Annotated in this window: 13 protein-coding genes; 8 read left to right on the top strand and 5 right to left on the bottom strand. The window is 64.6% G+C overall.

Annotation, left to right across the window (positions count from 1 at the left end; genetic code table 11):
• The first annotated feature begins 33 nt into the window (after positions 1-33).
• Positions 34-522 (top strand): cyanase, encoded by a 489-nt coding sequence (gene cynS, locus NLM25_RS29465; protein ID WP_145628604.1) that lies wholly within the window; start codon positions 34-36, stop codon positions 520-522.
• A 68-nt stretch (positions 523-590) separates the two neighbouring features.
• Here cynS and NLM25_RS29460 read toward each other — a convergent pair whose 3' ends face one another.
• Positions 591-914 carry a DUF1476 domain-containing protein gene (locus NLM25_RS29460; protein WP_254121112.1) on the bottom strand — a complete coding sequence of 108 codons (324 nt, stop codon included), beginning with the start codon at positions 912-914 and terminating at the stop codon, positions 591-593.
• A gap of 318 nt (positions 915-1232) precedes the next feature.
• On the opposite strand from NLM25_RS29460, the gene purC reads away from it, so the two are divergent.
• The 5 genes from purC (at position 1233) to NLM25_RS29435 (ending at position 4843) form a co-directional block, all read left to right on the top strand.
• The gene (gene purC, locus NLM25_RS29455) at positions 1233-2000 is read left to right on the top strand and encodes a phosphoribosylaminoimidazolesuccinocarboxamide synthase (RefSeq protein ID WP_172782948.1); all 768 of its coding nucleotides are present in this window, start codon (positions 1233-1235) and stop codon (positions 1998-2000) included.
• 13 nt (positions 2001-2013) lie between these two features.
• Positions 2014-2253, top strand: coding sequence for a phosphoribosylformylglycinamidine synthase subunit PurS (gene purS / locus NLM25_RS29450; RefSeq protein WP_015685059.1), 240 nt, complete (start codon positions 2014-2016; stop codon positions 2251-2253).
• A complete protein-coding gene (gene purQ, locus NLM25_RS29445; RefSeq protein WP_254139320.1) occupies positions 2253-2954 on the top strand; it encodes a phosphoribosylformylglycinamidine synthase subunit PurQ in 702 nt (233 codons plus the stop codon). Before purS ends, purQ begins: the two co-directional genes overlap by 1 nt.
• Complete coding sequence (locus tag NLM25_RS29440; protein ID WP_254121108.1) at positions 2951-3925, top strand: tripartite tricarboxylate transporter substrate binding protein BugD; 975 nt, start codon at positions 2951-2953, stop codon at positions 3923-3925. Before purQ ends, NLM25_RS29440 begins: the two co-directional genes overlap by 4 nt.
• A 180-nt stretch (positions 3926-4105) precedes the next feature.
• Entirely contained in the window at positions 4106-4843 is a 738-nt protein-coding gene (locus tag NLM25_RS29435) for a tetratricopeptide repeat protein (RefSeq protein WP_254121106.1), read from the top strand.
• A gap of 23 nt (positions 4844-4866) precedes the next feature.
• Here NLM25_RS29435 and NLM25_RS29430 read toward each other — a convergent pair whose 3' ends face one another.
• Complete coding sequence (locus NLM25_RS29430) at positions 4867-6759, bottom strand: TRAP transporter large permease subunit (protein ID WP_375167849.1); 1893 nt, start codon at positions 6757-6759, stop codon at positions 4867-4869.
• Positions 6756-7778, bottom strand: coding sequence for a TRAP transporter substrate-binding protein (locus tag NLM25_RS29425; RefSeq protein WP_254139319.1), 1023 nt, complete (start codon positions 7776-7778; stop codon positions 6756-6758). The genes NLM25_RS29430 and NLM25_RS29425 overlap by 4 nt, the downstream gene beginning before the upstream one ends.
• 285 nt (positions 7779-8063) lie before the next feature.
• Between NLM25_RS29425 and NLM25_RS29420 the strand changes: the two genes are divergently transcribed.
• Together NLM25_RS29420 and NLM25_RS29415 are read left to right on the top strand one after the other, a co-directional pair.
• On the top strand, positions 8064-8951 hold the full coding sequence (locus NLM25_RS29420; RefSeq protein ID WP_254139318.1) for a LysR substrate-binding domain-containing protein: 888 nt from the start codon (positions 8064-8066) through the stop codon (positions 8949-8951).
• A 234-nt stretch (positions 8952-9185) separates the two neighbouring features.
• Positions 9186-10541 (top strand): NAD(P)H-dependent oxidoreductase, encoded by a 1356-nt coding sequence (locus tag NLM25_RS29415; RefSeq protein WP_254139317.1) that lies wholly within the window; start codon positions 9186-9188, stop codon positions 10539-10541.
• Positions 10542-10551: 10 nt separating this feature from the next.
• Here the strand turns inward: NLM25_RS29415 and NLM25_RS29410 are convergent, their stop codons facing one another.
• Positions 10552-11517 carry a DMT family transporter gene (locus NLM25_RS29410; protein WP_254139316.1) on the bottom strand — a complete coding sequence of 322 codons (966 nt, stop codon included), beginning with the start codon at positions 11515-11517 and terminating at the stop codon, positions 10552-10554.
• Positions 11518-11592: 75 nt separating this feature from the next.
• On the bottom strand, positions 11593-12072 hold the full coding sequence (locus NLM25_RS29405) for a PaaI family thioesterase (protein WP_254121099.1): 480 nt from the start codon (positions 12070-12072) through the stop codon (positions 11593-11595).
• Between the last annotated feature and the right edge of the window lie 133 nt (positions 12073-12205).

The following is a 12205-nucleotide window of genomic DNA, read 5'->3' as shown; positions in this document are numbered from 1 at the left end:
GCGCCACAATGTCTAGCCAAGGGAGACCCTGACATGAAACGCGAAGACCTCACCGAAAAGCTGCTCGACATCAAGCGCGAGAAGGGCTGGAGCTGGAAACACATCTGCGAGAAGATCGGCGGCTATTCCGAAGTGCTGATCGTCGGCGCGATCATGGGCCAGATGAAGCTGACGAAGCCGCAGGCCGCCAATGCCGGCGAGCTGTTCGGCCTGTCGAAGGCCGAGACCGCGATGCTCAACGAGGTGCCGATGCGCGGCACCGGCACGCCGATGCCGCCGACCGATCCGCTGATCTATCGCTTCTACGAGATGGTGATGGTGAACGGCCCGGCGTGGAAGGCGCTGATCGAGGAGGAATTCGGCGACGGCATCATGTCGGCGATCGATTTCGACATGGGGATCGAGCGCGTCGCCAACCCGAAGGGCGATCGCGTCAAGATCACGATGTCGGGCAAATTCCTGCCGTACAAATATTACGGCGCCAGCGGCAACGTGCCGGAGTACGGCTTCAAGGAGGAGTGATCTGGGCGAATGGCGGATTGCGAGTAGCGAACAGGGTTCGGTTCGCTACTCGCCACTTCCTTGTCCGCCTATTTCCCCGCCTTCACCTCGGCCGCCGCCACAGCGATCAATTCGCTCATCTTGGCGCGAATCGCCTGCTCGGTGACGGCCACGTTCTTGGCGGCGAAATCGGCCATGACCTTGCGCAGCACGTCGGCGTCGCCGGCTTCCTCGAAATCGGCGGCGACCACCTCCTTGGCGTAGGCGGTGGCGGCATCGCCGGTGATGCCGAGCTTCTCGGCTGCCCAAAGCCCGAGCAGCCGGTTGCGGCGGGCTTCCGCCTTGAATTTCTGCTCCTCGTCGAGGGCAAATTTCTTCTCGAAGCCTTCCTCGCGTTTGTCCAACGTGCTCATGCCTTTTCCAATTCCCTCTGACTGGACCCGGTGGCCCTCGTTGCGAGGGCCCCGGCGCATGCCTAGATAGGGGGCACGAATCGGCAAAACAACGAGCCGTTAAGCCGCAGGCAAGACGGTATAAGTTGATGCCGGACGGCCGGATCGATTGTGCTGGGACAGCCAATCGGATAGGTTGCCTGAAGGCTAGGTTCCCGTTCTGTTTCCAATGGTTCCAGATGGGGTTCCCGGCCGTTCACGGCAGCTCCGCTGTGGGTCGTAACCTGGTAACCGGAGCACACCAAATACATGGATTTCAACAAAACACGGTACATCCCCATGAGCCGTCGGCGTCGTATTTATGAAGGCAAGGCAAAGGTTCTTTACGAAGGCCCGGAGCCCGGCACCCTGATCCAGCACTTCAAGGATGACGCCACCGCGTTCAATGCGAAAAAGCATCAGGTGATCGAGGGCAAGGGTGTCCTCAACAACCGGATCTCGGAGTACCTGTTTCAGCACCTCAACGACATCGGGGTGCCGACCCATTTCATCCGCCGCCTCAACATGCGCGAACAGTTGATTCGCGAGGTCGAGATCGTGCCGCTCGAGGTGGTGGTGCGGAACGTTGCCGCCGGCTCGCTGTCGCAGCGCCTCGGCATCGAGGAGGGCACGCAGCTGCCCCGTTCGATCATCGAATTCTATTACAAGAACGACCAGCTCAACGACCCCATGGTGTCGGAAGAGCACATCACCGCCTTCGGCTGGGCCACGCCCCAGGAGATCGACGACATCATGGCGCTTGCCATCCGCGTCAACGATTTCCTCACCGGCCTCTTCCTCGGCATCGGCATCCGCCTCGTCGACTTCAAGATGGAGTGCGGCCGCCTGTTCGAGAACGAGATGATGCGGATCATCGTCGCCGACGAGATCTCGCCGGACAGCTGCCGTCTGTGGGACATCAAGTCGAACGAGAAGCTCGACAAGGACCGTTTCCGCCGCGACCTCGGTGGCCTGCTCGAGGCCTATACCGAAGTCGCCAAGCGCCTCGGCATCCTCATGGAGAACGAGCGTCCGCAGGGCACTGGCCCGGTGCTGGTGAAGAGCTGAAGAGGATTTTGACGTGAAGGCACGTGTCACCGTTACCCTGAAGACGGGCATCCTCGATCCGCAAGGCAAGGCCATCGAAGGCGCGCTGAAGTCGCTCGGCGTCGACGGCGTCGCCAGCGTCCGCCAGGGCAAGGTGTTCGACATCGAGCTCGCCGGCGCCGACAAGGCCAAGGCCGAAGCGGCGCTCAAGGATGCCGCCGACAAGCTGCTCGCCAACACCGTGATCGAGAACTATCGGGTCGAGCTGCTCTGATGAAGGCCGCCATCCTCGTCTTCCCCGGCATCAACCGCGAGCGCGACATGGCGCGCGCGCTGAAGCTCATCTCGGGCCATGAGCCCGCGATGGTCTGGCACGCCGAGACCTCGCTGCCTGCGGGCACCGATCTCGTGGTGGTGCCGGGCGGCTTCTCCTACGGCGACTATCTTCGCTGTGGGGCGATTGCGGCGCGGTCGCCGGTGATGGACGCGGTGCGCGACTATGCGGCCAAGGGCGGTCTCGTCCTCGGCGTCTGCAACGGTTTCCAGATCCTCTGCGAATCCGGCCTGCTGCCCGGCGTCTTGATGCGCAATGAGCGGCTGAAATTCATCTGCCACGACGTGCATCTGCGCGTCGAGCGCTCCGACACGCCGTTCACCCGCGGCTACAATGCCGGGCAGGTGATCCGCGTTCCCGTCGCACATGGCGAGGGCAATTACGAGGCGGACGAGGAGACCATCAAGCGGCTCGAAGGCGAGGGGCGGGTGCTCTATCGCTACTGCTCCGCCGACGGCGTGGTCGATGAGGCGCACAACATCAACGGCGCGGCGAATTCCATCGCCGGCATCGTCAACGACAAGGGCAACGTGCTCGGCATGATGCCCCATCCGGAAAACCACGTCGAAGACATCATGGGCTGCACCGACGGCCGTGGCCTGTTCGCCGGCCTCACCGCGCATCTGGAAAAGGCCGCGTGATCCCGTTCCTGCTGAAGCGCGCGCTCGCCGCGGTCGCGGTCATTGCGTTCGCGACTGCCGCGTTCGCGCAGGATTTTCCCAAGCGCCCGATCACGATGATCGTGCCGTTCGCGGCCGGCGGCACCTCGGACGTGATCGCGCGCACGGTTGCCGAGCAGATGGGCATTGCGCTCGGCCAGACCATCGTGATCGAGAACGTTGCCGGCGCCGGCGGCTCGACCGCGCTGGCGCGCGCCTCCCGCGCCGAGCCCGATGGCTACACCATCGCGATCGGCAATGCCGGCACCAATGCCGCGACCTACACGATCTATCCAAAGCTGCCGTTCACGCCGGACTCCTTCGTGCCGATCGGGATGGTTGCGAAGACATTCGGCATCATCGCGCTGCGCAAGGATTTCCCGGCGAAGGACCTGAAGGAGTTCATCGCCTACGCCAAGGCCAATCCGGGCAAGATCAATCTCGGCCATGCCGGCGTCGGCTCGTCGAATTACCTCATTTGCAAGAGCTTTGTGACCGCCGCCGGCATCGATGCGACGCTGGTCGGCTATCGTGGCGCCGCGCCCGCGCTGACCGACGCGGTCGGCAGCCAGATCGACGGCGTCTGCGACGCGGCCGCCTCGGTCTCGCAGTCGATCAACGAGAAGCTGGTGAAGGGCCTCGTGGTCGGCTCGACCGTGCGGCTGGCGACGCTGCCGGATCTGCCGACGTCTGCCGAGGCGGGCCTGCCGGATTTCGAGGCGCAGGGCTGGAACGGCCTGTTCGCGCCCAAGGGCACGCCACCGGCCGTCATCGCCAAGCTGAACGCCGCCGCGCGGACGGCGGTGGAAACCGACGCGGTGAAGAAGCGCTTCGCCGATCTGTCGACAGTTGCGCCCGATCCCGACGAGCATACGCCCGACGTGCTCCAGAAGCTCGTGACACGCGACGTCGAAAAATACCGGAAGATGCTGGCGGACGACGCCAAGCAGTAGCAGCTTTGGCTGCGATCTCATGAACCTCGATCGTATTTGAAGCGACTGACTCCTCGCCGTCATCAAGGCGCGCGGGTCCGGGGTCGCTGATTTCTGCCGGTGTAGACAACTCAAAGTTGTTTCATCGCGTCAGTTGCGATATCAGGAAGCGTGCGCTGTCGTTGTGCTCCCGGATGTCACATGCCCGTCGCTTTGGTCGTTCTGCTGCTGGATATCACGCTGATCTATCACGCATCGCGAACCGGGCGGCTACGGCCCTGGGCCTTCATCATCCTGCTGGTGCCGATGATGGGCGCGCTCGCCTATATCGCGGTCGAGCTCATCCCGGAATGGTTTTCCAGCCCCGGCGCACGGCAGGCGCGGCAGCGCGTCGCCAACCGGCTCGATCCCGAGAAGCGCTATCGCGAGCTGTCCGACCGGCTGGCGGCCACCGACACCATCGCCAACCGCGCCGCGCTGGCGGAAGAGTGCGCGAAGATCGGCAGATTCAGTGAAGCGGAAGCGCATTACGACCACGTCCTGAAGCTGCCGATGGGCCACGATCCCGCTTATGCGCTCGGCAAGGCGCAAGCCGAGTTTTCAGCCAAGCGTCCGGCCGACGCGCTCGCGACGCTGGACGACCTCCAGAAGCAGTGGCCGGACTTCGACTCCGCCGACGCGCATCTGCTCTACGCCCGCGCGCTCGCCGAGGTCGGCCGGCTCGACGAGGCGCTGGAGGAGTACCACGCCGTCTCCGGCTATTTCCCCGGCGCCGAAGCGCGGGTGCGCTACGGCATGCTGCTCCAGATGGTCGGCCGCAGCGCCGAGGCGCGAATGGTCTTCAACGAGCTCCTGATCCAGATGCGGCGCGCGCCAAAGTATCTGCGCGAGGCGCAGGCCGAGTGGCTGTCGATCGCCGAGAAGCAGCTCTCGACCTGAGGAGGTGCACCAGCCGAATGGCTTCAGCCTGAGAATCTCACAGACACCAGCGATATCCAGGGCACGAAGGTGATCAGCAGCAGGCCCAGGAACAGCCAGGCGAGATAGATCCAGATTCGGCGCATGCCGGCGTCCGGCGACACGCCGCCGATGCTGCAGGCCGCGTAGTAGCAGAGCCCGAACGGCGGCGCGAACAGGCCGAGGCCCATGGCGAGGATCACCACCATCGCATAGTGCACCTCGTTGATCCCGAACGTTGCCGCCACCGGGAATAGCAGCGGACCGAACAGCACGATGGCCGGGATGCCCTCCAGCACGCTGCCGAGCACGATGAAGGCGACGACCGAGATCAACAGGAAGCCCCAGGCGCCGCCGGGCACGCCGGCCATACGCGCCGCCAGATCATGTGAGAAGCCGGATTGCGCCAATGCCCATGCCATCGCGCTGGCAGCTCCCACGATGAACAGGATCGACCCGGACAGCGAGGCAGTCTGCACCAGCATCGGCAGCACATTCTTCCAGGCCAGGCTGCCACGATAGATGACCAGGCCGAGCACGAGGCAATAGGCGATGCCGATCGTCGAGACTTCAGTGGCGGTCGCAAAGCCCTCGACCACCGCGCTGCGGATCAGGAACGGCAAGGCCAGGGCCGGCAGCGCCGCCCAGAACGTCTTCGCCACGACAGACATCGGTGCCCGCGCGACCTTGAGCGCGGCGTTCTCCTCCGCGCCCGCCCGGTAGCGCGCGACGAAGGCGAGCACGATCGCCAGCACGATCCCCGGCAGGATGCCGGCGGTGAACAGCGCGGCGATCGAGACACCGGTGACGGAGGCGATCGCGATCAGCACGATCGACGGCGGAATGGTCTCGCTCATCGCGCCTGACGCCGCGAGCAGCGAGACCAGTTCGCCATCCTTCATGCCGCGCTTGCGCATTTCGGGAAACAGCACCGGCGCGATCGCCGCCATATCGGCGGTCTTCGAGCCGGAGATGCCCGAAACCAGCAGCATGGCGCCCAACATCACATAGGAGAGCCCACCCCGGACATGGCCGAGCATAGAGGCGAGGAATGCGACCATGACGCGCGCCATGCCGGTCTGCTCGACCAGTTGTCCCAGCAGCACGAACAGCGGCACCGCGAGCAGGATCAGCGAGCTCATGCCCTCGTCGATCCGCCCGACCACGACCAGCAACGGCGTCCGCGTCGTGGTCAGCAGGAAAGCGACGGTCGCAAGACAAAAGGAAAACGCGATCGGCACGCCCGCCATCACAGCGCAGCCGAGCAGACCGACGAAGAAGATCAGCAGGTTCCAGTTGCCGAGCGACTTCAGCGAGGGGCCTGCGAAATAGAGCACGCCGGCAATCGCCGCAAACAGGATTGCGACGGCAAGCAGGTCCTTCGCGGATCGCTTGACGAGGGTGAGGCAGATGCTGGCGAGCGCGATGATGCACCCGACCGGGATGGCGGCCGCACGAACCATGCCGGACCAGCCGAGCGCCGGCGTCTCCACAAAGGCCTGATCCTCCACATAGTCCAGCGCCGGATGCAGGATGATCGCGAGGAACAGCGCAACCCCGCCGGCCGCGAGCGTCGAGGCCCAGGCCTCCGCACGCGGCGACAGGTACGACGTGAAGAAGGTCAGGCGCATATGCGCCGAGCGCTGCACGGCGATCGCGCTGCCGAGCATCGCCAGCCACAGGAACAGGATGGAGGCGAGCTCGTCGGACCAGATGATCGGCCGGTGGAAGATTCCGCGTGCGACGATGCCGGCGAACAGGATGACGACCTCGGCGACCACGGCGATCGCCGCCGGAATCTCCACCAGCCAGCGCAGCGACTGCTCCAGCCAGCGTCCGCGCAACGGTCGCGCCTCGCCGAGCGTCACCGTCTCCGGCATGCCGATCACCGCGCTCATGCCAGCGCTCCGGCCGCGGCCTCCAGAATCTTCCAGTTGTCCTCGCCGAACTTGCCGCGCCATTCCTTGTAGAAGCCGGCGGCCGACAGCCCCTTGCGGAACGCCTCCTTGTCGGAGACCTCGAAGGTGATGCCCTTGGCGGTCAGCTGGTCCTTCAGTGTCAGATTGAGCTTGGCGGTATCCGCGCGCTGCTCCATCGCGGCCTGGTCGAATTCACGCCGTACGATCGCCTGCAACTCGTCGGGCAGTGCCTTGACCGAGCGGCGGTTGCCGAGAATGAAGAATGGATCCCAGATGTGGTTGGTCTCGGAGATGTATTTCTGCACCTCGTAGATCTTGCCGGCCTCGATGGTAACGAGGCCGTTCTCCTGGCCGTCGACGAGATGGGTCTGGAGCGCCGTGTACAATTCGTTGAAGTTGATCGAGGTCGGGTTGGCGCCCAGCGACTTGAACAGCGAGGTGAAGATCGGCGAGACCGGCACGCGGATGCGGTAACCGGCGAGATCGGCCGGCGTCTTGATCGGCTTGGTGAACGACGAAACCTGCCGGAACGTGTTGTCGGCGGGCTTGGCCATCACCAGCGCGCCGGTCTTCTCGATCTGGCTTGCGATCAGCTTGCCGAGGTCTCCGTCCATCGCATTCCAGACCTGGCCGTAGTCCGAGAACGCGAAGCCGACATTGGCGATGCCGGCGATCGGCGCTACCGTCGACAGCACGGAGCCCGCGATGTTAAGGAAATCGACGCCGCCGCTGCGGATCTGGGTCAAGAGATCGGTGTCCGAGCCGAGCTGCGAGGCGGGAAAGAACTTGATCTCCAGCCGGCCGCCGCTCGCTTCCCTGATCCGCTTCACGGCCTGATCGAGGCGGGTGTTGATCGGCTGCGTCAGCGACTGGCCGGTGGCGAGCTTGTATTCGAACTCCGCGGCCTGCGCCGGCCGGGTGCGGATCGCGACCAGTGGAACGGCCGCAGCCGCGACCATGAAGTTGCGCCGTGAAATCCTGTGGCCCTTGCCCGACATCGTTGGTCCTCCCTGATGATCTTGTGCGGCGCCTTTGTCGGCGCACGTGCTCGTTGCCGCGCGCGGTCTTCGCCGCGCCGGTGTCGTCAAAATCGCTGTGGCTGGTGAAAGGGCCTCGCCCTGCGTTCCTTCCCCCCGGGCGGACCGGCGCTCTGCGCCCGTCCTGTTTCCTCTGTCGGCACCCGTCTGCCGCGGGTTGCCTTGAGCCTGAAGCCTAGATCGCTGGTCACGCACGACAATTGAATTATATTCGCCGTCACTTTAGCTGACCTAAAAGGTTTCCTGATGCAGATACCGTTCCGCGCCATCATTGTCTTCCACGCGGTGGCGCGCGCGGGCAGCATTTCCCGTGCGGCGGACGAATTACGGGTGACGCCTTCGGCCGTCAGCCAGCAGATCCAGGCGCTCGAGCTGCACCTCGGCACGGCGCTGACCTCGCGGGTCGGGCGTAACATCACGCTGACCGAGGCCGGCGAGCGCTATTTCGAGATGATCAGCCGCGAGATCGAGCACGTCACCGACGTGACGCAGCATGTCCGCGGCATCCGCTCCGCCACCACATTGACGGTACGCGCAGCCCCGAGCGTGTCGAGCAAATGGCTGCTGCCGCGGCTCGCGAGCTTCGTTGATGCCAATCCGGACATCGAATTGCGGCTCGACGGCACCAACGAGCCGACCGATTTCCGCAAGGAAAATGTCGACCTGGAGATCCGCCACGGCGAAGGCGGCTGGGCCGGTCTGTTCGTCGAAAGCCTGGGCAAGGAGCGCTTCTTTCCGCTGTGTGCGCCTTCGTTCTTTGCGGCGGGCAGCCTCGTAGCCCAGGACCTGCTCGAGCACCGGCTGATCCATTCGGTGAAATCGCAGATGCAATGGCCGCGCTGGTTCACGGAGGCCGGCATCGAGCCTGCGGAACGCTGGAAACGCGTGCTGTTCGACCGCAGCCACATGGCGATCGACGCCGCCGTCGACGGCCTTGGCATCGGGCTGGAAAGCGAGCTGCTGGCCTGGCGCGAATTACGCGACGGCCGCCTGGTTTGCCCCGTGAAGAACCCGCCGGAGGTCGCGCTGACCACGCAATGGATCGTCTGCCCGCACGGCCATCTGCGCCACCGCAAGACCCGCACCTTTCTCGACTGGCTGCGCGCGGAGCGCGACGCCTGGAGCGCGCGCTAGCGCATCATCCGGAAAGGTCTGAAGCGGTTTTCCCAGCGACCGACGCGAAGCGTTCGCGTGGAGATCATGCGCGCTGAGGGCATGCCGATTGTTTAGCGCGCCTACATCGTTGCGGCAGATAATCTGAATTGCCCTCGGATTCGCCGCTGCCTAACGTTTCCGTGCAAGGCGAGCGCGGCCGGACGTCACGGCCGCAACAACGCCGTCACCCGAGGAACGCTTAAGGAAATCCAGATGAATCTCCATCGCATGCTGCTGGAGCGCAAGGCGGCCGGCAAGCCTGTTACCATCGGCCTGATTGGGGCCGGAAAATTCGGCCTGATGTTCCTGTCGCAGGTGCGCCAGACCGACGGCATGCATCTCGTCGGCGTTGCCGACCTGAACACCTCGCGCGCCCGGGCGCAGCTCAAGCTCGGTTGCTGGCCGGAAGAGCAATACGCGGCTGCCACGATCGACGATGCGCTCAAGCATGGCCGCACCGTCGTCACCGACAACGCCGATGCGCTGATCACCCATCCGGCGATCGAGGTCATCATCGAGGCGACCGGCGATCCCGGCGCCGGCATCCGCTTTGCGATGAAGGCGATCGAGAACGGCAAGCACATCGTGATGGTCAATGTCGAGGCGGACGCAGTCGCAGGTCCGATCCTGGCGCGCAAGGCCAAGCAGGCCGGCGTCGTCTATTCACTCGCCTGGGGCGACCAGCCGGCGCTGATCGCCGATCACGTCGACTGGGCACGTGCCGCCGGATTCAAGGTCGTCGCCGCCGGCAAGGGGACGCGCTATCACCCGACCTATCACCAGTCGACGCCGGATACGGTCTGGGACATCCTCGACAAATACATGAAGATCAAGGATCGCAACTCGATCAACCCGAAGATGTTCAACTCCTTCGTCGACGGCACCAAGTCGGGCATCGAAATGACGGCGGTGTGCAATGCGACCGGGCTGCATGCGCAGAGCGAGGGGCTGTCGTTCCCGCCGGCAACGCGGTTCGAGCACGCCGAAATCTGCAAGCCGAAATCCGACGGTGGCATGCTGGAGAAGTCGGGCGTCACCGAGGTCACGTCCTCGGTCTATCGTGACGGCACCGACGTCCCGCAGAGCCTCGTGATGGGCACCTATGTCGTGTTCGAGACCGACAGCGCCTATTCCGAGGAATGCTTCCGCGAATACAGCATGCTGCCGGACAAGACCGGCAAATACGCCTCGTTGTACCGGCCGATCCATATGATCGGGCTCGAACTCGGTATCTCCGTGGCTTCTGCGGCGCTGCGCAAGGAGCCGACCGGTGCGCCGATCGTGTTCAATTCGGACGTGGTGGCGACCGCCAAGCGCAAGCTGAAGGCCGGCGAGATGCTCGACGGCGAGGGCGGCTTCTGCGTGTGGGGTAAGCAGACCCCGGCCGACGCCTCTCTGAAGCAGGGCTATCTGCCGCTCGGCCTCGCCCACCAGGTCAAGCTCAAGACCGACATCGCGGAAGGCCAGCGTCTGAGATGGGAGGACGTGGAGTACGATCCCAACAGTCTCGCCGTGCGGGTGCGCCGCGAGATGGAAGCGGCCTTCCGGCAACCCAACATGGCGGCTTGATTGGCGCCCGCTACCGCCACTTGAGTCGTTCGGCCGGCACCGTCATCGCGGCGACGCCGGCCATGACCAGCAATAGCCCCAGTGCCAGGTTCGACGGCACGCTCTCGCCGAGCAGCAGCACGGAGAGGCCGACGCCGATCGGGATGCGCAGATAGCCTTGTGCGTTCGTGGTCAGCGTGCCGAGGCGGCCGAGGCAGACGTAGAACAGCATCAGCCCCAGCGCGCTGGAGACGATGCCCATGACGATGGTGGCGACGATCGCCGTTGGTGTCGGGTGAAGCGTCCAGGGCTGGTCGATGATGAGCGAGGGCGGCAGCAGCACGAGGCCGCCGAACAGCAGCGAGCCGGTGGCCACCACCATCGGATCGTATTCGGAGAGGCGGAGGCCGAAGATGGTCGCGCAGGCAAAGGAGATGGTGGCGAGCAGGATCGCGATCTCCGCCACGATCTCGCTGCCGAAGCCGCGCAGCGCATCGAGGCCGACGATGACGATGGTGCCGGCAAGGCCGAGGATCGCGCCCGCGAGCTTCAGCAACGTCGCCGGCTCGTGCCGCGTGATCAGCGAGGTGATCAGGAAGGCGAAGATCGGCGTCGTCGAGGCCAGCACCACCGTGTTCGATGCCGGCACATAGAGCTGCGACCAGGTGATGACAAGGAACGGAAAGGTCGAGTTAATCAGCTGCTGGACCGCGAACAGCTTCCAGGCCTTCACATCCGTCGGCAGGCTGACTCCGCGCATCCACAGGATCGCGAACAGGAAGGCGGCCGCGATCAGCGAACGCGCCGAGATGAAGGTCACAGGCGGGATCGTGTCCAGCGCAAGCTTGGCCAGCGGATAGGTCGAGCTCCAGCAGCAGGCCAGCGCGAACAGCAGCGCGTAATCGCGCCAGTTGCGCGCGCCGGTGGCGGGTATGGACGGCAACGGCGATGCTACGGAGGCTGCCGTGCGCCCCGCCCTCGATGTGCTCTGCGGCACCTTGGTCTTGCTCCCCGGCGCGACAGCGCTCGGCACAAGTCTGGGCGAGGGGGCGCCAAAAGGGAAGGCGCCGAGCTATGCGTTTGGCTGAGGTTGCGCCTTCCGCTTCACCCGCTTGATCGTCCCGGAAAAGGTGAACAGCTGCCTGTTGCCTGACATCATCTTGCCGCGCAGGAAAATCAGCGAACCGCCGGCCCGGCTCACTTCTCCGGTACATTCGATCAGCTCGCCCTCCCGTGCCGCGTCGAGGAATTCGCAGGTAAAATTGGTCGTCACGGCCCGTCCGTCCAGGACGTGGGTGGCGATCGCAAACAGGGAGTAGTCGGCAAAGGCCATGTAGCAGCCGCCATGGACGTTCCCCGAGCCGTTGAGGTGCTTTTTCTCGACCCGGAAGGCGCTGCGGACGCTGCCGTCCTCCTCGATCCGGTGCCAGAAGGGGCCGACATGGGACTCAAAACTGTCGCGAATCCAGGTCCGCCAGCCCTGGAATTCCCCCTCGGTGGCGATGTGGAGGTCGGGACGGCGGGGCGGGGGCGTTTTGGTGAGTTCGTGCAAGGAAATGGGCCTTCAATTGCGGGTCTTTTGCCCTTAAATCCGATCCTTACGCGCGGTGCAATTCCTGTTCCCGCAGCCCCCCGCCGCAAAACGTGGGACAGCGGGAAAATGCGCCATAAAGGGCTTTTCCAAG

It is taken from the genome of Bradyrhizobium sp. CCGB01 (assembly GCF_024199795.1).
In the GTDB taxonomy this organism is placed as follows: Bacteria; Pseudomonadota; Alphaproteobacteria; order Rhizobiales; family Xanthobacteraceae; genus Bradyrhizobium.
This window is presented reverse-complemented; position numbering and strand designations above follow the sequence as displayed.

What these genes read in the sequence shown, in the direction of transcription:
- cynS (WP_145628604.1), top strand. Translation starts at nt 34, where the DNA reads ATGAAACGCGAAGACCTCACCGAAAAGCTGCTCGACATCAAGCGCGAG.
- NLM25_RS29460 (WP_254121112.1), bottom strand. Translation starts at nt 914, where the DNA reads ATGAGCACGTTGGACAAACGCGAGGAAGGCTTCGAGAAGAAATTTGCC.
- purC (WP_172782948.1), top strand. Translation starts at nt 1,233, where the DNA reads ATGAGCCGTCGGCGTCGTATTTATGAAGGCAAGGCAAAGGTTCTTTAC.
- purQ (WP_254139320.1), top strand. Translation starts at nt 2,253, where the DNA reads ATGAAGGCCGCCATCCTCGTCTTCCCCGGCATCAACCGCGAGCGCGAC.
- NLM25_RS29435 (WP_254121106.1), top strand. Translation starts at nt 4,106, where the DNA reads ATGCCCGTCGCTTTGGTCGTTCTGCTGCTGGATATCACGCTGATCTAT.
- NLM25_RS29430 (WP_375167849.1), bottom strand. Translation starts at nt 6,759, where the DNA reads ATGAGCGCGGTGATCGGCATGCCGGAGACGGTGACGCTCGGCGAGGCG.
- NLM25_RS29425 (WP_254139319.1), bottom strand. Translation starts at nt 7,778, where the DNA reads ATGTCGGGCAAGGGCCACAGGATTTCACGGCGCAACTTCATGGTCGCG.
- NLM25_RS29420 (WP_254139318.1), top strand. Translation starts at nt 8,064, where the DNA reads ATGCAGATACCGTTCCGCGCCATCATTGTCTTCCACGCGGTGGCGCGC.
- NLM25_RS29415 (WP_254139317.1), top strand. Translation starts at nt 9,186, where the DNA reads ATGAATCTCCATCGCATGCTGCTGGAGCGCAAGGCGGCCGGCAAGCCT.